This is a genomic window from Pseudomonas sp. S04, assembly GCF_009834545.1.
Classification (GTDB): domain Bacteria; phylum Pseudomonadota; class Gammaproteobacteria; order Pseudomonadales; family Pseudomonadaceae; genus Aquipseudomonas.
The window spans coordinates 5302872-5327983 of sequence record NZ_CP019427.1 but is presented as its reverse complement, the minus strand read 5'-3'; the positions used below and the strand labels follow the sequence as shown (position 1 = coordinate 5327983).

Here is a 25112-nt window from a genome sequence, read left to right as displayed (position 1 = left end):
GGTGTGGTGGTTCTAACTCGGTGACAGCCAAGCAATACGTTTATTACGTTGCTGAAACTTGAGCAGTGCGGGTCGTGGTGTTAAACGGGGAATTGAATGGTGGATAGTTTAAACTTTCCGGTCGCGGCGTATAAGTTGTACAAAATAACCATCAGCCTTCTGCCGTACCGAACCTTTCCAGCTGGGTTATCATCGCGGTTTTTTCCCGGGAGTTCAGATGGCCAAGGCAAAACGCATGTACGGCTGCACCGAGTGCGGTTCGACCTTCCCCAAATGGGCGGGCCAATGCGGTGAGTGCGGGGCCTGGAACACCCTGACCGAAACCATGGTGGAGAGTGGCGGTGCCGCCGCTCCCAGCGGGCGTACTGGCTGGGCCGGGCAGCAGGCGCAGATCAAGACCCTGGCCGAAGTCAGCGTCGAAGAGATTCCGCGTTTCTCCACCGCTTCCGGCGAGCTCGACCGAGTGCTGGGCGGTGGCCTGGTCGACGGTTCCGTGGTGTTGATCGGCGGTGATCCGGGGATCGGCAAGTCAACCATTCTCCTGCAGACCCTGTGCAATCTCGCCACCCGCATGCCGGCCCTCTATGTCACCGGTGAGGAGTCACAGCAGCAAGTGGCCATGCGTGCCCGACGCCTGGGCTTGCCCCAGGATCAACTGCGGGTCATGACCGAAACCTGTATCGAAACCATCATCGCCACGGCGCGGGTGGAAAAGCCCAAGGTCATGGTGATCGACTCGATCCAGACGATTTTCACTGAACAACTGCAGTCGGCACCCGGCGGCGTGTCCCAGGTGCGCGAAAGTGCGGCGCTGTTGGTGCGTTACGCGAAACAAAGCGGCACGGCGATTTTCCTGGTCGGTCATGTGACCAAGGAAGGCGCGCTGGCGGGGCCTAGGGTCCTGGAGCACATGGTCGACACCGTGCTGTATTTCGAAGGCGAGTCCGATGGTCGCCTGCGCCTGTTGCGAGCGGTGAAAAACCGTTTTGGCGCGGTTAACGAACTGGGTGTTTTCGGCATGACCGACAAGGGCCTGAAAGAAGTCTCCAATCCGTCGGCGATTTTCCTTACCCGGGCCCAGGAAGAAGTGCCGGGCAGTGTGGTCATGGCTACGTGGGAAGGTACCCGTCCCATGTTGGTGGAAGTCCAGGCGCTGGTGGACGACAGCCACCTGGCCAATCCGCGCCGGGTGACCCTGGGCCTGGATCAGAACCGGCTGGCCATGTTGCTGGCAGTCCTGCACCGGCATGGTGGTATTCCGACCCACGACCAGGATGTATTCCTCAACGTAGTGGGCGGGGTCAAGGTGCTGGAAACCGCTTCGGACCTGGCGTTGATGGCCGCCGTGATGTCCAGCCTGCGTAACCGGCCGTTGCCCCACGATCTGCTGGTGTTTGGTGAAGTCGGTTTGTCCGGGGAAGTGCGCCCGGTGCCCAGCGGCCAGGAACGCTTGAAAGAAGCCGCCAAGCACGGCTTCAAGCGCGCGATCGTGCCCAAAGGCAATGCCCCGAAGGAAGCCCCGGCAGGGTTGCGGATCATCGCGGTGACGCGCCTGGAACAAGCCCTCGACGCATTGTTCGAGTAACCCCGGCGCTCAGGTTTCGATCAGGGCACCCAGTTCGCGCTCCAGCTCCTGCGGGTCACCGAGATTGAGTTCGATCAGCCGGCGCAAGCTGCTGACGGACTCCAGGCTGATGTAGCGACAGACAAATCCGAGTTGGTCGTGCTCTTCGTGGGTCAATTGCACGTCCATGCGGATTTCGGTTTCTTCACTCAAGTGAATGTCCACCGAAAAGATCCGGTTGCGATCGCCCAGCCAGGGATCCGGGCGTTGCACCAGCAAGCCCTTGAGCGACAGGTCGAGTAGTTTCACCGGCCAGCGGTGATTGCCCTGGCTCAGTTCGGTTCGGGCGTCGAATGCGATTCGCCGGAAACGACGGCGATTGCCAGCGTGGGTGCTCATGGTGCAGTTCCTCCGCGAATGGGCTGACTATAGACCCGCATCCGTAGGCGCTGCCACTCAAGGCAAGGCTCTAGACCAATGTCGGGGTATGGCCTTTGGCGAAATCGGCGCTAAACTCGGGGTGGCTGTCTCTCAAGTCCACCTGGCTGGAATAAAAAAATGAAAAATAATAATAGCCTGCTACGCCACTTACCCTGGCTGCTGCTGGCAATCGTAGGAGCGTGCGCCCTCGGCGTAGTGGCATTGCGACGGGGTGAGGCGATCAACGCCTTGTGGATTGTGGTCGCGGCAGTGGCCATTTATCTGGTCGCATATCGTTACTACAGCCTGTTCATCGCAACCCATGTGATGCAACTCGACCCACGGCGGGCCACCCCCGCAGTGCTCAACAATGATGGTCTGGACTATGTGCCGACCAACAAACACATTCTGTTCGGTCACCACTTTGCCGCTATTGCCGGTGCTGGCCCGTTGGTCGGCCCGGTGCTGGCAGCGCAGATGGGCTATTTGCCCGGCACGCTGTGGCTGATCGCGGGCGTGGTGCTGGCGGGTGCCGTCCAGGACTTCATGGTCCTGTTCATGTCCACCCGCCGCAACGGCCGTTCCCTGGGTGACATCGTCCGTGAAGAAATGGGCCGCGTCCCTGGCACCATCGCGCTGTTTGGCTGCTTCCTGATCATGATCATCATCCTTGCGGTGCTGGCGCTGATCGTGGTCAAGGCCCTGGCCGAAAGCCCTTGGGGCATTTTCACGGTGATGGCGACCATCCCGATCGCGATGTTCATGGGCCTCTACATGCGCTACGTCCGCCCGGGTCGCATTGGCGAGATCTCGGTGATCGGCGTGTTGCTGCTGCTGGGCTCCATCTGGCTGGGCGGGCAGATTGCCGCGGATCCGGTCTGGGCCAAGGCTTTCACCTTCACCGGGATCGAAATTACCTGGATGCTGGTGGGCTATGGCTTTGTCGCGGCGTCGTTGCCGGTGTGGCTGATTCTGGCGCCTCGTGACTACCTGTCTACCTTCCTCAAGATCGGCACCATCATTGCCCTGGCCATTGGCATCCTGGTGACCATGCCTGAGCTGAAAATGCCGGCGCTGACCCAGTTCATTGATGGCACGGGCCCGGTGTGGAAGGGCGGTCTGTTCCCGTTCCTGTTCATTACCATTGCCTGTGGTGCGGTCTCCGGCTTCCATGCGCTGATCTCTTCGGGCACTACGCCCAAGCTGCTGGATAACGAAACCAACGCCCGCTATATCGGTTACGGCGGCATGCTGATGGAGTCTTTCGTGGCCATCATGGCCATGGTTGCCGCCTCGGTGATCGAGCCAGGCGTGTACTTCGCCATGAATAGCCCGGCAGCCGTGGTTGGCAGTGATGTGGTCAGCGTGGCGCAAACCGTCAGTAGTTGGGGCTTCGCGATTACCCCGGAAGCCCTGCAGGCGGTGGCCAATGACATCGGCGAAACCACCATCCTGGCGCGTGCCGGCGGTGCACCGACCCTGGCGGTCGGTATTGCGCAGATCCTGCACAGTGTCCTGCCTGGTGAAAACACCATGGCATTCTGGTACCACTTTGCCATTCTGTTCGAAGCGCTGTTCATCCTGACGGCGGTGGACGCCGGTACCCGTGCTGGGCGATTCATGCTGCAGGACCTGCTCGGGTCCTTTGTTCCGGCCCTCAAGCGTACCGAGTCCTGGACTGCCAACCTGATCGCGACAGCCGGTTGTGTGGCGATGTGGGGCTGGTTGCTGTACCAGGGCGTGGTCGATCCGCTGGGTGGGATCAATACCTTGTGGCCGCTGTTCGGTATCTCCAACCAGATGCTGGCCGGTATTGCGCTGATGCTTGCCACGGTCGTGCTGATCAAAATGAAGCGCCAGCGCTACATCTGGGTCACCATGCTGCCGGCGGTTTGGCTGCTGATCTGCACCACCACCGCAGGCTTCATCAAGCTGTTCGACGCCAACCCGGCGATCGGCTTCCTGTCCCTGGCCAAGAAGTACAGCGATGCCTTGGCTAATGGCCAGGTTCTCGCTCCGGCCAAGAACATTGCGCAGATGGAGCACGTGATCTTCAACGCCTACACCAACGCAACGCTCACCGCGCTGTTCCTGTTCGTGGTCTTCAGTATCCTGTTCTATGCGCTCAAGGTCGGTATTGCCGCCTGGGGCAGCAAGGAACGTACGGATAAAGAATCGCCCTACCAGGCCCTGCCGGATGCGTAAGAGAGGATTGCTCCTGTGTTCAATGACCTGAGTCGCCTCGGTAAATACCTCGGTCAGGCCGCGCGCCTGATGGTCGGCATGCCCGACTACGACAATTACGTCGAGCATATGCAAACCAACCACCCGGACAAGCCGGTGATGAGCTACGAGATGTTCTTTCGCGAACGCCAGGAAGCTCGTTACGGCGGCAAGGGTGGGCCCAAGTGCTGTTGATCTGACAGCCAGGTTGATGCAATCCCTGTGGGAGCGGGCTTGCCCGCGATAGCGACTTTACATTCAACATCAATGTTGAGTGATAGTCCGCCATCGCGGACAAGCCCGCTCCCACATTTGTTTTGTGTTTCTTTTCAATTTTGTGAAACAGGAGATCGAACGTGTCCTCTCCCATCCCGGTAACGGTCCTCAGTGGCTTCCTCGGTGCCGGCAAGACCACGCTGCTGCGTCATCTGCTCAAAACCGAGCACGGGCTGAAAATCGCGGTAATCGAAAACGAATTCAGTGATGCCGGTATCGACACCCAATTGTTGGGAGACGAGCCGGTGCAAGTGATGACGCTGTCCAATGGCTGCGTCTGCTGCACTATTCACACCGACCTGACCAAAGCCCTGTACCTGCTGCTCGAGCGCCTGGACAGTGGCGAGCTCACTTTTGATCGCCTGGTGATCGAATGCACCGGCCTGGCCGACCCGGCTCCCGTGGCCCAGACGTTCTTTATCGATGAAGAGTTGCGCGAGCGCTATATCCTCGACGGCATCATCACCCTGGTAGACGCCGCGCACGCCGACGTGCACCTGACCCAGACCATTGCCCAGGCTCAGATCGGTTTTGCCGATCGCCTGCTGGTCAGCAAACGTGACCTGGTGGACGAGGCGACATTCACCGCACTGAGTGAGCGCCTGACCCGGATCAATCGCCGCGCACCGATCCGCCTGGTCGAACACGGCAAGATCGACCTGGCCGAGTTGCTTGATGTGCGTGGCTTCAATCTCAATGCCGACCTCGGTGGCGGAGTCAGCTTGCGCCCGGTGAGCAAGGCACCATCAATCGACCGCATCTCCAGCCTGGTGCTGCGCAGCGATCAGGCGCTGGATATCGACCGGCTCAGCGAGTTCATGAACGAACTGCTGGAAGCGCACGGCAAACAACTGCTGCGCTACAAAGGCGTGCTGAGTATTGCCGGGGAATCGCGGCGCATGGTGTTTCAGGGGGTGCTGAAGCTGTATGGCTTCGATTGGGACACTGAGTGGGCCGAAGGTGAAGCGCGCGAAAGCGTGATCGTGTTCATTGCCGATGATTTGCCGGAAGACAAGATCCGCGCAGGCTTTGCCCGGGTGGCCGCTGCCTGAAGTTGTCAGCCTTGCCCGGGCTGCCGATCACGGGTTGAGCAATAGCGCTTGCAGATGATCCAGGTGACGGTTGATCAGGGTTTCAGCCATCCGTGCATCGCCGCGCTCGACGGCCTCGACGAGGGCTTGGTGCGCCTGCCAGGTGCCGTCGGCAAGGATCGGCGCCTGCCCCTGAGCCAATGCCAGCGAGGTCAGCGGCACCAGGCGCTCGAGGAACTGTGCCAGGGGGGCATTGCCCGCCACGTCCGCCAATTGCAGGTGAAACTCGCCAGACAGGCGAATGGCTGCCGCCCGCCGGTTCTGCTCCAGGTATTGGCGTTCACGTTCGACCCATTGGCGTAACTGCGGCAGGTGCCGGGAGGCTGGCTGCTGGCACGCCAGGCGCACCAGGGTCGTTTCCGCCAATCGCCGGGCGTGGAAGATCTGCCGGGTCTGTTCGGCATCGGGCGCGGCCACCTGGGGGCGATGATTGGGTCGCAAAATCACCACCTGCTGACGGGCCAGGCGCTCCAGGACCTGGCGTATGACACTGCGGCTGACTCCGAAGCGCTGGCCCAGGCTCTCCTCGGTAAAGCGCGGGGCTGGAGCGATGGGGTGTTCGAGAATGGCGTCGAATACCTGGGGATAGACATCGTCGATGCAGCGCAATTGTTCCCGCTGGCGGCGGGGCAGGGTGCCAGAAATCGAGAAAGCGGGATTCTTCAAGGCGCAGGAAGTCATGGCCTGTCTCCAGTCCGGTTGCCGATAAGGGGGCTACTGCCGTTATTTGCCCAGGTTGTCGTCCGGGATATTCAATTCAATGCCCATCCGCTGGCCTTCGCGAAGGATGTGCCGGCGCATTTCGGCGCTGGCCAGGGCACTGTTCTTGTTGCGGATGGCGCGTACCACCGCTTCGTTTTCCTGCAGTCGCTCGGCCAGGTGTTCGGGTGAGTTGCGCAGTATCTCGGCGCTCTCCTTGAGGGCGTTGCTGGTCTGCTGCACGACGTTCTGGAAGATCGGGTTGCAAGTCAGGGTGAACAGTTCTTCGTGGAACGCGATGTAGGCGTTCATTCCGGCTTCGCTGTCGTTGGCGTCGAGGGCTTCGCGCATGTCCATCAGCGTCAGGCGCAGTTGGCCGATTTCCTTGCTGCTGATGGACTGGGCGACCAGGCCGACAATGAACGGCTCAAGGGTGTAGCGCAGTTGCAGGACATCCTCGAGGCTGGCGCTGGCCACGCCGTTGTCGCTGATGGGCGCATCGCTGAGGTTGGCTTCCAGTACCACCACGCCTTTGCCGGGCATGGAGCGCACCAGGCCGAGGGTTTCCAGGACTATCACCGCTTCGCGCAGGCTGGGGCGACTGATCCCCAGCTGTTCAGCCAGTTCGCGTTGCCCGGGCAACATCTCGCCCGAGCGCCACTGCCCGCGCGCCAGGGCGCTGCGAAGCTTTTCAACCACTGAATTTACCACTGTCGACGAGGTGATCACTGTTCGCTCCATGAGATTGGCTTGGGTGCTGATTGTTGTGCCTGTCCGGGACAGGCACAAGGCTCGGTCAAAATTCTTGTTGCTGCGCGGTAGTCGCTGATTTGCGTGTCTGGAAGCTGTAGCCCTGCTGGCCGGCCAGGACTTTGTTGGCACGCTGGATATCGATGTCTTTTTCCCAGCGTGCAATGGCCACGGTAGCGACGCAGTTGCCGATCAGGTTGGTCAGTGCCCGGCCGATGCCCATGAACCAGTCGACCGCCAGGACCAGCACCAGGCCGACCACCGGAATGGCCGGGATCGCGGTCAGAGTGGCCGCGAGGATCACCAGCGCCGAGCCGGGAATACCGTGGGCACCCTTGGAGGTGATCAGCGAGACCAGCAGGATGGTCAGCAAATCACTCATGGCCAGCGGAGTACCGGTGGCGTTGGCAATAAATACAATGGCCAGGGTCAGGTAGATCGAGAAGCCGTCGAGGTTGAACGAGTATCCCGTGGGAATCACCAGGCCAACCGTCGAGCTGCCGATGCCCAGGTGCTCGAGCTTGCGCATGATTTGTGGCAGCACGGCGTCGGAAGAGGCCGTGCCCAGGACAATCAGCAGCTCTTCGCGCAGGTACTTGAGGAACGGCATCATCCGCAGGCCGCTCAGGCGCATCACCAGGCCCAGGATCAACGACACGAACGCGAAACAGGTGAGGTAGAACAGGCCGATCAGGCTGCCAAGGTGCTGCAGTGAGTCCAGGCCATATTTACTGGTGGTGAAGGCAATCGCGCCGAACACGCCGATTGGCGCCAGGCGCACGATCATGCCCATGATGCGAAAGATCACATGGCTGAGTTCGTTGATCAGGCGCGAGATCCCTGACGCTGACTCGCCGACCAGGTTCAGCGCACTGCCGAACAGCACCGAGAACAACAGCACCTGCAGGATGTTGTTGTCGGCAAACGCGCCAATCACCGAGGTCGGGATCAGGTCCATGAGGAACTGGGTGGTGGTATGAATGTGCTCGCCGCGCTGGGGGATGTCACCCATATCACTGGCGGAAAGCTGATCCAGATGAATATTCGCGCCGCTGCCGATCCCGGTGCTGAAGGCGAAGACCAGGCCGATCACCAGGGCGATGGTGGTCAGCACTTCGAAGTAGATCACCGATTTCAGGCCAATGCGTCCGACCTTCTTCAGGTCGCCGGCACCGCTGATACCGCTGACCACCACGCAGAACACAATCAGGCCAATGAGCATCTTGATCAGCTTGATGAAACCATCGCCAAGCGGCTTGAGCTGGGCCGAGTATTCGGGAAGGGTAAGCCCGCAGACGATGCCGAGCACCAGTCCGAGAACCACTTGGAGGAAGATTGAACGCGAGCACCATCTGAGCATGGGAGGGATCCTGATCGGTGTCCTGGCTGCCGTGCGCTGTGCGCATCAGATTCAGGACTTAATTATTGTGGTCTTACCGGTATGTCCAGTGCAGGCGCAGTCTAGGCGCTGATTTTGGTAGGTCGCAAGCGAAATTTGCGAAATTGGCATGACCGGTCTTACCAGTTGGGCGCAATACCCCGGCCTTGAGCGGTTACCGGAAATGTTTTTTTTGCAGAGGTTGAGGCTGCCCTGAAAGGCAGCCTGCGGGCCACATGATTAACGTCGCGCTTTCGCTTTGATGTTTTTTAGATGTTGATGTGCGGCTCAAAGGGCGCTTGAGGGACTTTTCTTTCGAGGATGCTGAGGATGAAAGTTATCTTCGAGCGCTCTTCTGTCTTGCCAAGATAAACATAGGGCGAGCCGTTTAACTTAAGTCCACCTACGTAATGCTTTTCTTTTGTCTTGAGTGAGATCGGCGAGTGAGTGTCCGGAAAGTTATCCAGTGTCACGGGTTCGCCTTGAGGGTTGAGCAGTATAAAAGTGGTGGGCTCGTCAGTGTATGTGTTCATGCCTTCGAAAGTATCCAGCGCGTTCTCGGTGATGATCCGATTGTAATACGCTCCGTTATTTTTGATTGTAAGTACGTAGCCGTCAGGGGTATACAGAAAGTGCAGTTTCAAGCTCGTTACCTCACCGATCTGCTCGTTGGGCCGTATGCCGAGTACGTGGGAGTGGTCCAGGGTCTGCGGTTTGCCTGTGTAAAAGCCGCCGCTGAACAGGCGTATCGTGGCCAGCGCCGGTTTGCCATGGAGCACTTCAAGAATATTCACTTTATGGTCAAACATTCTCAGTGTTGCGATAAAGGATTTTTCTATATTGCCATTCATAATCTAGCCCGTTGGTAATTTTATTGGTTGAAGCGGGTTTTAGATTAGGGGGTTTTGTCGATGGCTGGGGGGGTGTGAGTGTTGCAAGAGTTTGGGTGGGTAATGGGTTGATGTGTCTTGCTGGTGTTTGTCGCTCATTAAACTCCAGGCAATAAAAAACCGGTCATCTCTGACCGGTTTTTATGACTGCGATTTAGCGGGGCTGATTAAGCGCCGTATACCGGCAGCTTCTTGCAGATAGCTTTTACTTTTTCACGAACAGCGTCGATTACCGCTTCGTTGTTCAGGTCTGCCAGGATGTCGCAGATCCAGCCGGCCAGTTCCTTGCACTCGGCTTCCTTGAAGCCACGAGTGGTCACAGCCGGGGTGCCGAAGCGCAGGCCGGAGGTGACGAACGGGGAGCGTGGATCGTTCGGTACCGAGTTCTTGTTGACGGTGATGAACGCTTTGCCCAGAGCGGCGTCGGCGTCTTTACCGGAGATTTCCTGCTTGATCAGCGACAGCAGGAACAGGTGGTTTTCAGTACCGCCGGAGACCACGTCAAAACCACGCTCGATGAACACGCTGGCCATGGCCTGGGCGTTTTTCACCACTTGTTGCTGGTAGGTCTTGAACTCAGGCTGCAGTGCTTCCTTGAAGCAGATCGCTTTAGCGGCGATCACGTGCTCCAGCGGACCACCCTGGGCGCCCGGGAATACTGCGGAGTTCAGCTTCTTCTCGATGTCGGCGTTGGCGCGAGCCAGGATCAGGCCGCCACGTGGACCGCGCAGGGTCTTGTGGGTAGTGGTGGTCACTACGTCAGCGAATGGCACCGGGTTCGGGTAGACGCCTGCAGCGACCAGACCGGCTACGTGAGCCATGTCGACGAACAGGTAGGCGCCAACCTTGTCAGCGATTTCGCGGAAGCGCGGGAAGTCGAGGATCTGCGAGTAGGCAGAGAAACCGGCCACGATCATTTTTGGCTTGTGCTCGACCGCCAGGCGCTCGACTTCGTCGTAGTCGATCAGGCCGTTGGCGTCGATGCCGTACTGGATGGCGTTGTACAGCTTGCCGGAGGACGAAACGCTGGCACCGTGGGTCAGGTGACCACCGTGGGCCAGGCTCATGCCCAGGATGGTGTCGCCAGCCGACAGCAGGGCCAGGTAAACGGCGCTGTTGGCTTGGGAGCCGGCGTGCGGCTGAACGTTGGCGTAATCGGCGCCGAACAGTTCCTTGGCGCGATCAATTGCCAGTTGCTCAACCACGTCGACGAACTCGCAACCGCCGTAGTAGCGCTTGCCCGGGTAACCTTCGGCGTACTTGTTGGTCAGTACCGAGCCTTGAGCTTCCATCACCGCTGGGCTGGTGTAGTTCTCCGAAGCGATCAGCTCGATGTGTTCTTCCTGGCGCTGAGCTTCTTGCTCCATGGCGGCAAAAAGGTCGGCGTCGTACTTGGCAATGGTCAAATCACGGCTGAACATGGCGGTCCTCAAGGATCGGGTGGGGGCAGAAAAGGGAGGCATTCTAACTCAATGGCTTTTGTCTGGCATATGAAACGACATCATGTCGCAGACAAGTGGGCTTCATGACGGGATCAGCGGTGATCATGCTGGCCCCATCGCGATCTAGCTCGCTCCCACAGGGTTTTGGGGACACATAAAATTTGTGTACACCGAAAATTCCCTGTGGGAGCGAGCCTGCTCGCGATGGCGTCATCTGAGTCAACCCAACTCAATCGAGCATGAACAACGCATCATTGCTGAACTGCGCTTCAAACCGCGCCGCCGGCATCGGCCTGCCGAACAGATAACCCTGCACTTCGTCGCAATCATGCTCACGCAGGAATTCCAGTTGCTCATGGGTTTCCACGCCCTCGGCGATCACCGCCAGGTTCAAGCTGTGGGCCATGGCAATGATCGCCCGGGCAATCTGTGCATCCTGCTCGCCAGACGGCAGGCCGTCGACAAAGGTGCGGTCGATTTTCAGTACGTCGATCGGGAACTGCTTCAGGTAGTTAAGCGATGAATAACCGGTGCCGAAGTCGTCGACCGCGATGCTCAGGCCGAGGTTCTTCAGGCCGGCGAGGATCTGCATGGCCTCGCTGACTTCGCGCATCAGGATGCTTTCGGTCAGCTCCAGCTCCAGGCAGGCCGGCGCCAGGCCCGTGTCCTTGAGGATGGTGGCGATGCGGGTGCCGAGCTGGCCATCGGAGAACTGCCGCGCGGAAATGTTCACCGAGACCTTCGGCACGCGCACCTGCGCCTGGTGCCAGCGCTTGAGTTGCTGACAGGCCTCGCGGATCACCCAGTCACCAACGTCCACCACTAGCCCGAGCTCTTCCAGCACCGGAATGAAGTCCCCCGGTGGCACCAGCCCGCGCCGCGGATGCTGCCAGCGCAGCAGGGCTTCAGCCCCGGTCAGGCGCTTGCCATCGCCGCTGAACTGCGGCTGGTAATACAGCACGAATTCATTCTGTTCGAGGGCGTGGCGCAGGTCGCTTTCCAGTTCCAGGCGTTCCAGGGCGCTGGCGTTCATCTCCGCCTGGTAGAACTGGAAGTTGTTCTTGCCGCGTTCCTTGGCGTGGTACATCGCCGTGTCGGCGTTTTTCATCAACTGGCTAAGTTCGTTGCCGTCCTGCGGGCTCAAGGCGATGCCGATACTGGCGGTCACAAAGAACTCACGGCCTTCGAGGACAAACGGCTTCACCAGGCTGGCGAGAATCTGCTCGGCGACATGAATCGCCCGGTTCAGCGCCAGTTCGCGGGTGGTGCGCGGTTGCAGCAGCAGGGTGAACTCATCGCCACCCATACGGGCCACGGTGTCATCGTCGTCGACGCAGCCGAGCAGGCGGGTGGCCATGTCCTTGAGCATGCGATCGCCGGCAGCGTGGCCCAGGGAGTCATTGATCGGCTTGAAGCGGTCCAGGTCAAGGAACATCAGCACCACCCAGGACTTGTGCCGCTGCGCCGTTTGCAAGGCCGTGTGCAGGCGGTCCTGGAACAGGGTGCGGTTGGGCAGGTGGGTCAGGGCGTCGTAGTAGGCGAGGCGGTGAATCCGTTGCTCGCTGGCCTTACGCTCGCTGATGTCGCTGAAAAAGCACACGTAGCTGGCCAGGTCGCCCTCGTCATCGAGCACCGCGGTGATGCCGACCCAGGCCGGGTAATGCTCGCCGTTGCGGCGCTTGAGCCAGATTTCACCTTCCCAGCTGCGGTGCTGGTGCAGTTGCTTGAGGATGTAGCCCAGGTGCGCTTCCTGCTGTTCATCGACGGTCAACATGTTCGGCAGTTGATCGAGGACCTGGGACACCGCGTAGCCACTGACCCGGCTGAAGGCGTCGTTGGCCTGGACGATGTAGCCGGCGGGGTCGGTGATCAGGATCGCCGACGTCGAGTGTTCGAAAACCGTGGCGGCCATGCGCAGGTCTTTCTCTGCGCGCCGTTGCTGGCTGATGTCGCGACCGACTCCCAGCACGCCTTCGAAGGCGTCGTGTTCGTCCCACACCAGCACCAGCCGCAACTCGATCGGGATCTTGCGGCCATCGGCGCGCAGGCAGTCGAACAGGAATAGCTGGGTCTGCACCTGGCTGCGCAGTTGTGCCAGTTGTTCGGGTTGGTTCAAGGCCCGGCTGACGCGGTCCATCAGGCTGTAGATGCCGGTCAGTTGCTGCGGGTTGGCGACGATGGACTGCCAGCCGTTCTGGAAGATCCAGTTCGCGTCATAGCCGAGCACGGCCTGCACCGATGGGCTGACGTAGTTCAGCGCGAGTGTGTTGTTGGTGGAGAAGATCACGTCGCTGATGCTTTCAGCGAGCATGCGGTAGCGCTGCTCACTGTCGCGCAGGGATTCGCTGGCTTCGATCTGATCGGTGATGTCCTTGGCGACGCCGATGATCCGCGTGACCTGCTCGTCGGCATCCCGCGCCAACGCCTGCTCGCGCACTTCGAAGCAGCGCCACTGGCCGTCGCGGTGGCGAAAGCGCAGCGGGCACTGGCGCAACTGGCGATAACCGGCCTGGCGTTGCTCCTCGCGCAGGCGGTGGTAGAGCTCGGCGTCTTCCGGGTGCAGGAGGATTTCCCAGAAGTACTCGCCCATCTGTTGCAGTTCGGACTTGTTGTAGCCCAGGGTCTGCCCCAGGTGGTGGTTGCTGTAGATCATGCGCTGGCTGAGCACATCCTGGACGTACAGGTGATCGGGCACGGTGCGCACCACGTCGGACCAGAAGCTTTCACGCTCCTGCAGCGACAGTTCCACCAGCTTGCGGCTGGTGATGTCGTTGATGCTCAGGATCACCGCGCGGTAGTCCGGTTGCTCCTGGGGCAGGTGCAGGACCAGCCACAGGTGTTGATCCTGGCCCTGGTCATCCTTGAGTTTGATTTCCAGTTCCAACTGGCCCTGCTGGTTGAGCACGGCCTCCAGCAGCGCGGCGCCAATGCTGTTGTCGTCCAGTGGCCGGCCTTCGATCAGCAGTTGCCAGGCCTGCGTGCAGGACTCGACACCGAGCAGGTGCAAGGCCACCTGGTTGACTTCGGTGATGCGCAGTTCCTGCAGCAGTGACTGACGTTGTTCGTGACTGTCCAGGGCGGCACGCAGGGTTTCGCTGTCGTGCACCCGGGTTTTATCGAAGGCGCTGTGGAGTCCCGACAGATCCAGTACGCACAGCGCAACCCCGGTGCCATCGAAAATGTCCTGGTAACGCCTGCGGCCTTCATGCAACTGGTGTTGGCGGCGGCGCATGCTCAACAGGGCGATGAACGGCAACAGGGACAGTGCCAGCCCCAGCAGGCATTTACCGATGAAGGCCGGCAGCAGCTCCTCGATCACCCGCTGGCGGTCGAACAGGCCGCGCAGTTGCCAGTCGCTGCTGCTCAGCGGCACGGTCAGCACGGTGTTGGCCTGGTCCTGCGCGGTCAGCAGGCTCGGCTGGGCCGAGGGTCGCAGGTCTTCACGGCTGATGATTTGATGATTGATGCGGTTTTCCACCAGCCACAGCGGACGTAGGGTGCCTTCGCTCTGCTTGGCCAGGCCGGCGAAAAAATTCGGTCGCAGGCGCAGGGCCCAGTAGCCGCGAGTGTTGCCGCTGGCCTGATGCAGCAGCAGGTGCACCACCGAACCGTCATTGGCGTTGCTGAAATAGTGCGCCTGGGCGTGACTGCGCCTGACCAGTTCGTTCAGGTAGTCGGCATCCGGGGTGGTGTTGGCGCTGTCCTTGAGCACTTTGCCCGAGGGGCTGAGCAGCGCCACGCTGAGCAGATCCGGCAGCGACTGCTGCAATTTGCGCAGCAGGGCCTGTTGCTGCTCAGCAGTTTGCGGTTGTTCGACGATCGGTAGCAGATTGAGTGCGATCTGCGCATTCAGCGCCATGTTCAGGCTGACTTGGGCGGCCAGGTCGGCGGTGTAGTCGATGGTGTGCTGGCGCTGGTCTTTCTGGGTTTCGTGCAACTGATCGAGCAACTGCCAGAACAACAGTCCGAGCAACAGCAGCACCAGCATCGCCAAGGCGCCTTTGAGCGTCCCGCGCAGGGGCGATCCGGTCGCAGGGTTCAGTGCGCGCGCGGAGGAAGGCGGAGTGGCATTGGACAATCTGTAATCCTGCGGTGGGGCTGGACTGGCGCGACGTGCACTATAAGCCTGACGCCCGAAGGGCGGCTAGCATGCCTTGAGTTGTGGCAAAGTGCCAGCCCTGTCCGGCTGGACGGGTATGCCACATTGAGGTAGCTTTGCCGGTTACGCAGGGCGTTCCAGCCCCAGACATTCAGGCTTTTTTACGCAAGCAGGCATCGACCCCCGGTCCATGTCCGCGCCGCGCATGGCCTGACACGGGCTTGGCCCGCTTTATTCCACCGTTACTGACGCTAGGTTCTCCATGGCTCAATACGTCTTCACCATGCATCGGCTGGGCAAAGTTGTTCCGCCGAAGCGGGAAATCCTGAAAAACATTTCGCTGTCGTTCTTCCCTGGCGCGAAGATCGGCGTTCTCGGCCTCAACGGTTCGGGTAAGTCCACGCTGCTGAAAATCATGGCCGGCGTCGACACCGAGTTCGAGGGCGAAGCTCGTCCGATGCCGGACCTGAACATCGGCTACCTGCCGCAGGAACCTATCCTGGATCCGACCAAGACCGTGCGTGAAGTGGTCGAGGAAGCGGTCAGCGTGATCAAGAACGCCCAGGCACGCCTGGACGAGGTCTACGCGGCGTACGCTGAAGAAGACGCCGACTTCGACAAACTGGCCGCTGAACAGGCCAAGCTCGAAGCCATCCTGCAAGCCAGCGATGGCCATAACCTGGAACGCCAACTGGAAGTCGCCGCCGATGCGCTGCGCCTGCCGGCCTGGGATGCCAAGGTCGAATTCCTTTCCGGTGGTGAGAAGCGTCGTGTGGCCCTGTGCCGCCTGCTGCTGTCCGCCCCGGACATGTTGCTGCTCGACGAACCAACCAACCACCTGGACGCCGATTCCGTGGCCTGGCTGGAGCACTTCCTGCACGACTTCCCGGGTACCGTGGTAGCGATTACGCACGACCGGTACTTCCTGGACAACGTTGCCGGCTGGATTCTGGAACTTGACCGCGGTGCGGGCATTCCTTACGAAGGCAACTATTCGGGCTGGCTGGAAGCCAAGTCCGATCGTCTGGCGGCCGAATCCAAGCAGCAGTCGGCCCACGAAAAGGCCATGAAAGAAGAACTGGAATGGGTGCGCAAAGGCGCCAAGGCCCGTCAGTCGAAATCCAAGGCTCGCCTGCAACGCTTCGAAGAAATGCAGTCGCAGGAATTCCAGAAGCGCAGCGAAACCAACGAGATCTACATCCCGGCCGGTCCGCGCCTGGGCGACAAGGTCATCGAGTTCAAGAACGTCACCAAGGGCTACGGCGATCGCGTGCTGATCGACAACCTGTCGTTCTCCATGCCTAAAGGCGCCATCGTTGGCGTGATCGGCGGTAACGGTGCGGGTAAATCCACCCTGTTCCGCATGCTGATGGGCAAGGAACAGCCGGATTCGGGCAGCATCGAAGTCGGTGAAACCGTGCAACTGGCGTGTGTGGACCAGAGCCGCGAAGACCTGGATGGCAGCAAGACTGTGTTCCAGCAGATCTCCGACGGTTCCGACCAGATCCGCATCGGCAACTACGAGATCCCGTCGCGCACCTACGTGGGCCGTTTCAACTTCAAGGGCGGCGATCAGCAGAAGTTCGTCAAGGACCTGTCCGGTGGTGAGCGTGGTCGCTTGCACCTGGCCCTGACCCTGAAAGAGGGCGGCAACGTGCTGCTGCTCGACGAACCGTCCAACGACCTCGACGTCGAAACCCTGCGTTCCCTGGAAGAAGCCCTGCTGGACTTCCCGGGCGCCGCCATTGTGATCTCTCACGATCGGTGGTTCCTTGACCGCGTGGCGACGCACATCCTGGCGTACGAAGACGACTCGCAAGCGATCTTCTTCGAAGGTAACTACACCGAGTACGAAGCCGACCGCAAAAAGCGTCTTGGCGAAGCGGCTGCCCAGCCACACCGGGTGCGCCACAAAAAACTGGCCTGATTGGCTGGTGGCATGAAATAACGGAGCCTGCGGGCTCCGTTTTTTTTGGCGGCCGGTTCGCCAGGGCGCTGTCACTGATGGTGCGAAATGCTGATCTGGGGTCCCTGTTTCTGTGCACAAACGGCGCAAAAATTGGCTTAAGTTATATCCATTGCACCATTTAATTTCATAACTGCGACATTTTGCGCTGTTCCGGTGCTCCTCTCGTTTGTTACAGTCCGGCTCAATCTCTCCCAACGACAATAAATTTGCCGAGACTTTTCCATGATCGAATCCGTCGAGTCCTTCCTTGCGCGCCTGAAAAAACGTGACCCTGACCAACCTGAATTCCATCAGGCCGTCGAAGAGGTCCTGCGCAGCCTGTGGCCCTTTCTCGAAGCCAATCCCCACTACCTGACTTCCGGCATCCTGGAGCGCATCTGTGAGCCGGAGCGGGCCGTGGTGTTTCGCGTTTCCTGGGTCGACGATCACGGCGCGGTGCAGGTCAATCGCGGATTCCGGATCCAGATGAACAGCGCCATCGGCCCGTACAAGGGCGGCCTGCGTTTCCACCCGTCGGTGAACATGGGCGTGCTGAAGTTCCTGGCCTTCGAGCAAACGTTCAAGAACTCCCTGACTTCACTGCCGATGGGCGGTGGCAAGGGCGGCTCGGACTTCGATCCGAAGGGCAAGAGCGATGCTGAAGTGATGCGCTTCTGCCAGGCCTTCATGAGCGAGCTGTATCGCCATATCGGCTCGGACGTTGACGTTCCAGCCGGCGACATCGGCGTGGGCGCGCGGGAAATCGGCTTCCTGTTCGGCCAATACAAGCGCCTGAGCAACCAGTTCACCAGCGTGTTGACCGGCAAGGGCATGAGCTATGGCGGCAGCCTGATTCGCCCGGAGGCCACCGGTTTTGGTTGCGTGTACTTCGCCGAGGAAATGCTCAAGCGTCGCGGTGAAAAGGTGCAGGGCAAGCGTGTGGCAATCTCCGGCTCCGGCAACGTCGCGCAGTACGCAGCGCGCAAGGTCATGGACCTGGGCGGCCAAGTGATTTCCCTCTCCGACTCCGAAGGTACGCTGTACTGCGAGGGTGGGCTGAGCGAGGAGCAATGGTCGGCGCTGCTGGAGCTGAAAAACGTCAAGCGCGGCCGCATCAGTGAACTGGCCGCACGGTTCGGCCTGGAGTTTCGTGCCGGACAAAGCCCGTGGGACTTGGCGTGTGACATCGCGCTGCCGTGTGCCACGCAGAACGAACTGGACGCCGAGGCTGCGCGCACCTTGCTGCGCAATGGCTGCATCTGTGTCGCCGAAGGGGCGAACATGCCGACTACCCTGGCGGCCGTGGATATCTTCATCGAGGCTGGAATCCTGTTCGCCCCGGGCAAGGCGTCGAACGCCGGCGGTGTCGCGGTCAGTGGCCTGGAAATGTCGCAGAACGCCATGCGCCTGCTGTGGACTGCCGGTGAAGTCGACAGCAAGTTGCACAACATCATGCAGTCGATCCACCACGCATGCGTGCACTACGGCGAAGAAAACGGGCAGATCAACTACGTCAAGGGCGCGAACATCGCCGGTTTCGTCAAAGTCGCCGACGCAATGCTCGCCCAGGGCGTGGTTTAAGCGGCTTCGATGCGGATCACTTCGATCAGTTGATCGCCGGCGGGGCGTTGCCAGAGCACTTCATCATTGAGTTGCGCGCCCAGCAATGCGCGGCCCAGTGGTGAGCCCCAGTTGATCAGGCCCTGGGCGGCAACAGCCTGGTCTTCACCGACCAGTTGCACGCGCCGCTCAGTGCCTTGCTCATCGGCATAGGTCACCCAACTGCCGATCTGCACCTTGTCGGTCGAGGTGGCCGGGGGCACGACCTGAGCGCTTTGCAGGCGTTGGTGGTAGTAGCGCAGGTCGCGCTGCAGATCCGCCAGGCGCTGCTGGTCGGCTAACTCACCGAGGGCCGACTGCGCGCTGTGCAGGGTCTGCAGTTCGGCGACCTTGTCCTGCAACTGGCGCAGGCCGTCGGGGGTGACGTAATTGGGTTGGCTGCTGACCTGGCGCTCGACGGGCTGGTCGGCTTGGGCGGCGGCGTTATCTTCATTGACGAAAGCGCGGCTCATGGCGGTTCTCCCTGTATGGGGTTTAGGCCATGCTCGCAGGCTTTTAGTTTCCTGGGTTGTTCAAAAGCGACCGCACCTCGCCATATTCCAGACTCCGGGCCGCTAAATCTGCAGGGATCCGTAAGAAGCCTGTGATTATTGTGTTGGCGCGCCTGCCAAGCGACTGTGCTCGGTCAGTTCCTGATCGATGAACGCGGCGATCATGGCTCGGTATACCTGTTCGGTCACATTGGGGTGGGCGCCGACTTGCTCGGATAACGCGCGCACCTTGGCGATGACCTGTTCCACCCGTTGCGGCGCTTTGACCGCATCAACGTCTTTCTTGAAGCGGGCCGCCTGCGCCACATAGGCACCACGTTCGGCCAGCAGGGTGACGATCTGCCGGTCCAGGCGATCGATATGGGTACGTACTTCTTCGAGGGTGTGGCAGTGGACGTCCATGTATTTTCCGTTCGTGTTTTTTGGGGGGCTGGTCAGCGAAGGCATGCCCCTAAAGGCCGCTCAATAGTGATACCACTTCAGCTCCAGCATCACCTCGTTCTGCGCCGATGCGAGGTGGCTGAATTCGCGCTGGGCGCTCAGGCGCAGGCCGAGGTTGCGCGACAGTTCCCACTGCTGGTTCAGGCTCAGGCTACGGCGCACCTCGCCGTTGGTGAAGAAATCGCCGCGGGTTTCCAGGCTCAGGTTGCCCAGTGGGTTGCGCCACAGCAGGCCACTGTTGAATCCGGCCGCCGGCGAGATGAACTCGGCGAAGTCATTGTTGTGTTCGACCCGCACCGTGCCAAGGGCAAACCCCAGCACATCCTCACCCAATTGCCAGGTACCGCCGGCACCGCCGTTGACATGGCTGACCAGGGTCTCGTCATCGTGCTTGCCCGGCACCCGTTCCAGGCCGCCGGTAACTTGCCAGGACCAGGGTTGCAGGAGTTCGTTGCGTGGGGTCAGGGAGCGGATGGTGGCCAGGTCCAGCTGTTGCAACTGCCACTGGTTGCCCTCGTACTGGCGCAGCTTCATTTGCAGGATCTCAATCTGTGCGCCCAGCGGGAAGCTCTCGGCATTGTCGTTGAGGTCGTGATACGCCATGCGCAGGCCATATTCACCGAACGCCTGGTCGCCGCGGGTACCGATACCCGCCTGCCAGGTGCGTGATTGGTGCCCGTCTTCCGGCAGCCCCGGGCGCTCGATGGCTAGCTCCGGTGGTGGATTCTGGTTGATCGCCCGCAGCAGTTCGAAACTGCGTTGCGCTCGTGCCGGGTCGCGCTCCTGGCCATTGGCGCGGTAGCGTTCCAGGCGGTAGGCGGCATCGATGATCAGTGCCTGGCGGTCCCGTGGCAGGGCCTTGCAGGACGGTGCCTGCAATTGTTGCGGGTCGGCGCTGACCTTCAGCACCCACTGCTGCTCTTCGTCAGACAGTGTTTCGGCGCGGCTCAGCAACTCGCGCTCGCGGGACGGCCGATAGTCGATTTTCTCCACCAGCCCGGCATCTTTCACCGCTTTGACGGTGTCGGTGGGAATGGCCGTCAGTGGGAATTGTTCGGTCAGCTTGAGCCCCGGTCGTGCCACCTGCAGCAGCTCCAGCAGGCGGTAAGAGCAGTTTTCATCGAAGAAGAAATAGTCGAACTGGATCTGCTTCAGTTCCCAGACGTGCTCGACCATGCGCTCGGTTTCGACCTGGGTCAGGTTCAGCCGGTACTCCCACAGGTCGCGGTTCTCCAGGCTGCGGTATTCCGAGAGTTTTTCCTGGTAGGGGACTAGGGCGAACAAGCCCGGGTAGCCGCCCATCAAACCCTTCCAGGCATACAGGATGCTGTTGTCCGAGCCCTCAATGTAGGCGCCGAAGTTGATCGCATAGCTGAGCAGGGCAGTGTTGTCGCTTTGTACGCCGGCCTGGTCGATCCGCAACAGCGTGTGGCCGAACATTGAAGACGGGCTGTTGAGGTAGGCCGCAGGGAAAATCATCACCGCACTGTGGGGCGAGACATCCTTGAACCATTGCTTGAATTCGCTGCAGTCCACCGCGGGCAGGTCGTTGAGCTGCAGTTGCGCCTGCAGCCAGCGGGTACGCGCCGGGTAAACGCATTGTGCATGTTGCTGACCGAGGCTGGCCGGGGCATACAGCGCCTGTACGGTGGCCGCCAGTTCGGCATCCGGGTGTTCGGCACCGTCGCGGGCCAGGAAAAATTTGTGGTCGCTGATGTAGCTGCGCCAGCCGCCCAGCTTGGCGGTTTCGTAGTGGCCCAGGGAAATCCAGAACGGGTCGTTGGCCAGTTGCTGCAGGCGTTGGTTGTCGAGGTGGGGCGCGGCGGACAGCGGGGCGCAGACAAACAGCGCCAGACAGGCAAGGCGTTTGAGCATGGTGGGCAACTTAAGTCGAAAAAATAAAGACCAAATGCAGTCAGGTCCAAAAAACAAAACCCGCCCCGGTGAGAGGGCGGGTGAGGTCGAGCTTAAGCTGGGGTGGCGTATTTGGCCAGGCGAGTATCGGCCTTGAGTACGGCCAGGGTATTGGTATGCACATCTTCAGCGGTCACGTCAGCCTTGCTGAAGATCTGCTGGAAATGTTCGTGGGTAACGGCGGCGAAGTGCGCACGGTCTTCCGGTGCGACGCCCAGGACCACAGCGTAAGTGGTCAGTGCTTCACCCTGACCCTTGGCCATGTCTTCGGACAGCTCGTTTATCATGCCGTTCATGGCGAACCAGGACTTGCCACCATAGGTCAGCGCAGCGTTGGTCGCGCAGCCGTTGGTGCCGGAGGTCATGCCGAACGTGGCGTTGCCGGAGGTGCCGTTGGTGGTGGAAGCCAGGAAGTGAGCCGGGGTGCCACGCTGACCTTCAAACAGCATGTTGCCCCAACCGCAATCCGGACCGCCTGGCGCCTGCGCCATGGCGTTGAGGGATACAGCGGTGAAGAGAGTACCAAGAAGAATCCGTTTCATAGCTTTGTTCTCTTTATGTGCGTACCAATGGACAGGAGTTCTGAGGCCAATTTGGCATCAGTGGGCCGGTTATTAGTCCAGCCGCGCAGTTTGGAGTTTAGGCAGGTTCCGTGGGTTCCGTGGTTTTTTGGAAAAATATTCCTCAAACCAGTGATTTAGCCGGCGCCTGGGTAGGGTTCGGCGTTTGACTATGCTTTTACCCAAGGCGCGCCTTGCCAGTCAGGTGCAGGCAGCGCCAGAATGCCTCCAACTGCCCCGCCTGATGTAAGGAAGCCCGATGCCTGATCCTGTTGCTGCCAGCTTGCGTCTAGCGCCCGAAGCGCTGACCCGTCCGTTTTCCGCTGAACAGTTCAGCTTCTCTACCACCAATGATCTGGAGCCTTTTCGCGGTGTGCTCGGCCAGGAACGCGCGGTCGAAGCCTTGCAGTTCGGTGTGGCCATGCCACGCCCCGGTTACAACGTGTTTGTCATGGGTGAGCCTGGCACTGGTCGGTTCTCGTTCGTCAAACGGTACCTCAAGGCCGAAGGCAAGCGCCTGCAGACCCCGGCGGACTGGGTCTACGTCAACAATTTCGATGAGCCACGCGAACCCCGCGCCCTGGAGTTGCCCTCGGGCACGGCCGGTGCATTCATCGCCGATATCAATGGCCTGATCGACAACTTACTCGCGACCTTTCCTGCGGTCTTTGAACACCCGTCCTACCAGCAAAAGAAAAGCGCCATCGACCGCGCGTTCAACCAGCGCTACGACCGTGCACTGGATGTGATCGAGCGTCTGGCACTGGAGAAAGAAGTCGCGCTGTACCGCGACAGCACCAATATTGCCTTCACTCCGATGAGTGAGGGTAAGGCGCTGGATGAGGCTGAGTTCGCCCAGTTGCCGGAAGCGGTGCGTGAGCAGTTCCACGAAGATATTTCCGGGCTTGAAGAGCGACTCAACGAGGAGCTCGCCAGCCTGCCGCAGTGGAAGCGTGAATCCAGCAATCAGATGCGTCACCTGAACGAAGAAACCATCACCCTGGCCTTGCAGCCATTGCTTGCGCCGCTGTCGGAAAAGTACGCGGAAAATGCAGCGGTGTGCGGTTACCTGCAGGCGATGCAGGTGTACTTGCTCAAGACCGTGGTCGAGCAACTGGTCGACGACAGCAAGACCGACGCCGTCGCCCGTAAACTGCTGGAGGAGCAATACGCGCCGAGCCTGGTGGTGGGGCATTCGGTCAGTGGCGGTGCGCCGGTGGTGTTTGAACCGCACCCGACCTACGAAAACCTGTTCGGCCGCATCGAGTACAGCACCGATCAGGGCGCGCTCTATACCACCTATCGTCAACTGCGACCCGGTGCCTTGCACCGGGCCAATGGTGGGTTCCTGATCCTGGAAGCGGAAAAAATGCTCAGTGAGCCGTTCGTGTGGGATGCGCTCAAGCGTGCCCTGCAGTCGCGCAAGCTGAAAATGGAATCGCCACTCGGGGAGATGGGCCGCCTGGCCACGGTGACGCTGACGCCGCAACACATTCCGTTGCAGGTCAAGGTGGTCATCATTGGCGCCCGCCAGCTGTACTACACGCTGCAGGACCTGGATCCGGACTTCCAGGAGATGTTCCGGGTGCTGGTGGATTTCGACGAAGACATTCCAATGGTCGACGAGAGCCTGGAGCAGTTCGCCCAGTTGCTCAAGACTCGCACTTCGGAAGAAGGCATGGCCCCGCTGACCGCCGATGCGGTGGCGCGCCTGGCGACTTACAGTGCGCGCCTGGCCGAGCACCAGGGGCGTCTGTCGGCACGCATCGGCGACCTGTTCCAGTTGGTCAGCGAGGCGGACTTCATCCGGCACCTGGCCGGCGACGAAATGACCGACGCCGGGCATATCGAGCGTGCACTCAAGGCCAAGGCCACCCGTACCGGGCGCGTCTCGGCACGGATTCTCGATGACATGCTGGCGGGGATCATCCTGATCGACACCGCTGGCGCGGCCGTGGGCAAATGCAACGGGCTGACGGTGCTGGAAGTGGGTGACTCGGCCTTCGGCGTTCCGGCGCGGATTTCCGCGACGGTCTACCCGGGTGGCAGTGGCATCGTCGACATCGAGCGAGAGGTCAACCTCGGGCAGCCGATTCACTCCAAGGGCGTGATGATCCTCACCGGTTACCTGGGCAGTCGTTATGCCCAGGAATTCCCGTTGGCGATCTCGGCGAGTATTGCCCTGGAGCAGTCCTACGGTTATGTCGACGGCGACAGTGCGTCGTTGGGCGAGGCATGTACGCTGATCTCGGCCTTGTCGAAGACGCCGCTCAAGCAGTGCTTCGCCATCACCGGCTCGATCAACCAGTTCGGCGAAGTACAGGCAGTGGGTGGGGTCAACGAGAAAATCGAAGGCTTCTTCCGGCTGTGCGAAGCTCGCGGACTGACCGGTGAGCAGGGCGCAATCATCCCGCAGGCCAACGTGGCCACGCTGATGCTCGATGAGAAGGTCCTGGCGGCGGTGCGGGCCGGGCAGTTCCATGTGTATGCGGTGCGCCAGGCCGACGAGGCATTGAGCCTGCTGGTTGGCGAGCCGGCCGGTGAGCCGGACGAGGAGGGCCAGTTCCCTGAGGGCAGCGTCAACGCACGGGTGGTCGAGCGTTTGCGAGTGATCGCGGAAATGATCAGCGAAGAGGACTTGAAGGAGGCCGAGAAAGAACTGGCGCAGGAGGCGCTGGCCGAAGCCAAGCCGGCTTGATCCCAGTCATCTACCCGCTGTAGGAGCAAGGCTTACCCGCGAATGCGTACGAAATGACGCCTTCGTGGGTAAGCCTTGCTCCTTTTTTATGGCGCAGCGAATGACGTCAAAAAACCAACAGCGACCATTCGGCGCTTCGTTACCCTCGGCAACTTGCTGATTCGACTTTTCTTCTATGCTCAGGTCTAGGATATCGACAGTTATCACTGGATCGAGACAGCCTTCGCGTGGAGGCTGAATACCGGATCTATCGAGGGTCGCCGCCATGTCGCGCAACCTCTGCCTTACCCGCCAATGCCTGGGTCTCGTGACCCGGATCGAATGCAGTGTGCGCCCGCTCGCCGGCGATACTGGCATGTGGACCTTGCTGTTTGCTGCCGGCATGGCAGGCGAACAGCCTTCGGCGATCAAGGCCCAAGGCCCGTTTCATGGCCCTTTTGTGGCTGAATCGATACTCGATACCATCGTTGAAAGCCTGACCCTGCATGGTTATCAACTGGCCGACGACCCGCAGATCTGGTGCTTGCACCTGCAAGCCCAGCTACGGGAAATCAACGGCGGCCGGTACCGCAACCAGGATGGTTTCGATTCGACTCCAAGGCATTGAC

The 25112-nt window shown here is 60.4% G+C and carries 19 protein-coding genes; 8 read left to right on the top strand and 11 right to left on the bottom strand.

The window, feature by feature from the left end; all coding sequences use genetic code 11:
- Positions 1–217: 217 nt before the first annotated feature.
- Positions 218–1585 carry a DNA repair protein RadA gene (gene radA / locus PspS04_RS23765; RefSeq protein ID WP_095166434.1) on the top strand — a complete coding sequence of 456 codons (1368 nt, stop codon included), beginning with the start codon at positions 218–220 and terminating at the stop codon, positions 1583–1585.
- 9 nt (positions 1586–1594) lie between these two features.
- Here radA and PspS04_RS23760 read toward each other — a convergent pair whose 3' ends face one another.
- Positions 1595–1963: a PilZ domain-containing protein gene (locus tag PspS04_RS23760; RefSeq protein ID WP_095166436.1), complete on the bottom strand. Its 369-nt coding sequence runs from the start codon at positions 1961–1963 to the stop codon at positions 1595–1597.
- A gap of 159 nt (positions 1964–2122) precedes the next feature.
- Between PspS04_RS23760 and PspS04_RS23755 the strand changes: the two genes are divergently transcribed.
- From PspS04_RS23755 to yjiA, 3 genes are all read left to right on the top strand, one after another.
- Positions 2123–4189, top strand: coding sequence for a carbon starvation CstA family protein (locus PspS04_RS23755; protein ID WP_095166437.1), 2067 nt, complete (start codon positions 2123–2125; stop codon positions 4187–4189).
- A 15-nt stretch (positions 4190–4204) separates the two neighbouring features.
- Positions 4205–4402, top strand: a complete 198-nt coding sequence (locus PspS04_RS23750; RefSeq protein ID WP_028620750.1) for a YbdD/YjiX family protein — start codon at positions 4205–4207, stop codon at positions 4400–4402.
- A gap of 161 nt (positions 4403–4563) precedes the next feature.
- Positions 4564–5535, top strand: a complete 972-nt coding sequence (gene yjiA, locus PspS04_RS23745; RefSeq protein WP_159998064.1) for a GTPase — start codon at positions 4564–4566, stop codon at positions 5533–5535.
- Positions 5536–5562: 27 nt separating this feature from the next.
- On the opposite strand, the gene PspS04_RS23740 is transcribed toward yjiA, so the two are convergent.
- The 6 genes from PspS04_RS23740 to PspS04_RS23715 all read right to left on the bottom strand — a co-directional run bounded on the left by PspS04_RS23740 (position 5563) and on the right by PspS04_RS23715 (position 14811).
- Positions 5563–6255, bottom strand: a complete 693-nt coding sequence (locus PspS04_RS23740) for a GntR family transcriptional regulator (protein ID WP_159998062.1) — start codon at positions 6253–6255, stop codon at positions 5563–5565.
- A 42-nt stretch (positions 6256–6297) separates the two neighbouring features.
- Positions 6298–7002: a FadR/GntR family transcriptional regulator gene (locus PspS04_RS23735; RefSeq protein WP_159998060.1), complete on the bottom strand. Its 705-nt coding sequence runs from the start codon at positions 7000–7002 to the stop codon at positions 6298–6300.
- Between the two features lie 67 nt (positions 7003–7069).
- Positions 7070–8383 carry a C4-dicarboxylate transporter DctA gene (locus PspS04_RS23730; RefSeq protein WP_159998058.1) on the bottom strand — a complete coding sequence of 438 codons (1314 nt, stop codon included), beginning with the start codon at positions 8381–8383 and terminating at the stop codon, positions 7070–7072.
- 287 nt (positions 8384–8670) lie between these two features.
- Positions 8671–9252, bottom strand: a complete 582-nt coding sequence (locus PspS04_RS23725) for a hypothetical protein (RefSeq protein ID WP_095166447.1) — start codon at positions 9250–9252, stop codon at positions 8671–8673.
- A 206-nt stretch (positions 9253–9458) separates the two neighbouring features.
- Entirely contained in the window at positions 9459–10712 is a 1254-nt protein-coding gene (gene glyA, locus PspS04_RS23720) for a serine hydroxymethyltransferase (protein WP_095166449.1), read from the bottom strand.
- Positions 10713–10962: 250 nt separating this feature from the next.
- The gene (locus PspS04_RS23715; protein ID WP_159998056.1) at positions 10963–14811 is read right to left on the bottom strand and encodes a sensor domain-containing protein; all 3849 of its coding nucleotides are present in this window, start codon (positions 14809–14811) and stop codon (positions 10963–10965) included.
- A 283-nt stretch (positions 14812–15094) separates the two neighbouring features.
- Here PspS04_RS23715 and ettA point away from each other — a divergent pair, with 283 nt between their 5' ends.
- Together ettA and gdhA are read left to right on the top strand one after the other, a co-directional pair.
- Entirely contained in the window at positions 15095–16759 is a 1665-nt protein-coding gene (ettA, locus tag PspS04_RS23710) for an energy-dependent translational throttle protein EttA (RefSeq protein ID WP_095166464.1), read from the top strand.
- A 264-nt stretch (positions 16760–17023) separates the two neighbouring features.
- Positions 17024–18361, top strand: coding sequence for an NADP-specific glutamate dehydrogenase (gdhA, locus tag PspS04_RS23705; RefSeq protein ID WP_095166466.1), 1338 nt, complete (start codon positions 17024–17026; stop codon positions 18359–18361).
- Here gdhA and PspS04_RS23700 read toward each other — a convergent pair.
- The 4 genes from PspS04_RS23700 to PspS04_RS23685 all read right to left on the bottom strand — a co-directional run bounded on the left by PspS04_RS23700 (position 18358) and on the right by PspS04_RS23685 (position 21788).
- Positions 18358–18852, bottom strand: coding sequence for a GreA/GreB family elongation factor (locus tag PspS04_RS23700; RefSeq protein ID WP_159998054.1), 495 nt, complete (start codon positions 18850–18852; stop codon positions 18358–18360). The genes gdhA and PspS04_RS23700 overlap by 4 nt on opposite strands.
- Positions 18853–18987: 135 nt before the next feature.
- Entirely contained in the window at positions 18988–19293 is a 306-nt protein-coding gene (locus tag PspS04_RS23695; RefSeq protein ID WP_095166470.1) for a chorismate mutase, read from the bottom strand.
- A 60-nt stretch (positions 19294–19353) separates the two neighbouring features.
- A complete protein-coding gene (locus PspS04_RS23690; protein WP_159998052.1) occupies positions 19354–21207 on the bottom strand; it encodes an Lnb N-terminal periplasmic domain-containing protein in 1854 nt (617 codons plus the stop codon).
- Between the two features lie 92 nt (positions 21208–21299).
- Entirely contained in the window at positions 21300–21788 is a 489-nt protein-coding gene (locus PspS04_RS23685) for a DUF3015 domain-containing protein (protein WP_095166474.1), read from the bottom strand.
- A 277-nt stretch (positions 21789–22065) separates the two neighbouring features.
- On the opposite strand from PspS04_RS23685, the gene PspS04_RS23680 reads away from it, so the two are divergent.
- Both PspS04_RS23680 and PspS04_RS23675 read left to right on the top strand, forming a co-directional pair.
- Complete coding sequence (locus PspS04_RS23680; protein ID WP_095166476.1) at positions 22066–24504, top strand: Lon protease family protein; 2439 nt, start codon at positions 22066–22068, stop codon at positions 24502–24504.
- A gap of 265 nt (positions 24505–24769) precedes the next feature.
- Positions 24770–25111: a PA4575 family protein gene (locus PspS04_RS23675; protein ID WP_095166481.1), complete on the top strand. Its 342-nt coding sequence runs from the start codon at positions 24770–24772 to the stop codon at positions 25109–25111.
- Position 25112 lies beyond the last annotated feature (1 nt).

What these genes read in the sequence shown, in the direction of transcription:
- PspS04_RS23700 (WP_159998054.1), bottom strand. Translation starts at nt 18,852, where the DNA reads ATGAGCCGCGCTTTCGTCAATGAAGATAACGCCGCCGCCCAAGCCGAC.
- PspS04_RS23675 (WP_095166481.1), top strand. Translation starts at nt 24,770, where the DNA reads ATGTCGCGCAACCTCTGCCTTACCCGCCAATGCCTGGGTCTCGTGACC.
- PspS04_RS23685 (WP_095166474.1), bottom strand. Translation starts at nt 21,788, where the DNA reads ATGAAACGGATTCTTCTTGGTACTCTCTTCACCGCTGTATCCCTCAAC.
- gdhA (WP_095166466.1), top strand. Translation starts at nt 17,024, where the DNA reads ATGATCGAATCCGTCGAGTCCTTCCTTGCGCGCCTGAAAAAACGTGAC.
- radA (WP_095166434.1), top strand. Translation starts at nt 218, where the DNA reads ATGGCCAAGGCAAAACGCATGTACGGCTGCACCGAGTGCGGTTCGACC.
- PspS04_RS23690 (WP_159998052.1), bottom strand. Translation starts at nt 21,207, where the DNA reads ATGCTCAAACGCCTTGCCTGTCTGGCGCTGTTTGTCTGCGCCCCGCTG.
- ettA (WP_095166464.1), top strand. Translation starts at nt 15,095, where the DNA reads ATGGCTCAATACGTCTTCACCATGCATCGGCTGGGCAAAGTTGTTCCG.
- glyA (WP_095166449.1), bottom strand. Translation starts at nt 10,712, where the DNA reads ATGTTCAGCCGTGATTTGACCATTGCCAAGTACGACGCCGACCTTTTT.
- PspS04_RS23680 (WP_095166476.1), top strand. Translation starts at nt 22,066, where the DNA reads ATGCCTGATCCTGTTGCTGCCAGCTTGCGTCTAGCGCCCGAAGCGCTG.
- PspS04_RS23755 (WP_095166437.1), top strand. Translation starts at nt 2,123, where the DNA reads ATGAAAAATAATAATAGCCTGCTACGCCACTTACCCTGGCTGCTGCTG.
- PspS04_RS23740 (WP_159998062.1), bottom strand. Translation starts at nt 6,255, where the DNA reads ATGACTTCCTGCGCCTTGAAGAATCCCGCTTTCTCGATTTCTGGCACC.
- PspS04_RS23695 (WP_095166470.1), bottom strand. Translation starts at nt 19,293, where the DNA reads ATGGACGTCCACTGCCACACCCTCGAAGAAGTACGTACCCATATCGAT.
- PspS04_RS23760 (WP_095166436.1), bottom strand. Translation starts at nt 1,963, where the DNA reads ATGAGCACCCACGCTGGCAATCGCCGTCGTTTCCGGCGAATCGCATTC.
- PspS04_RS23725 (WP_095166447.1), bottom strand. Translation starts at nt 9,252, where the DNA reads ATGAATGGCAATATAGAAAAATCCTTTATCGCAACACTGAGAATGTTT.
- PspS04_RS23730 (WP_159998058.1), bottom strand. Translation starts at nt 8,383, where the DNA reads ATGCTCAGATGGTGCTCGCGTTCAATCTTCCTCCAAGTGGTTCTCGGA.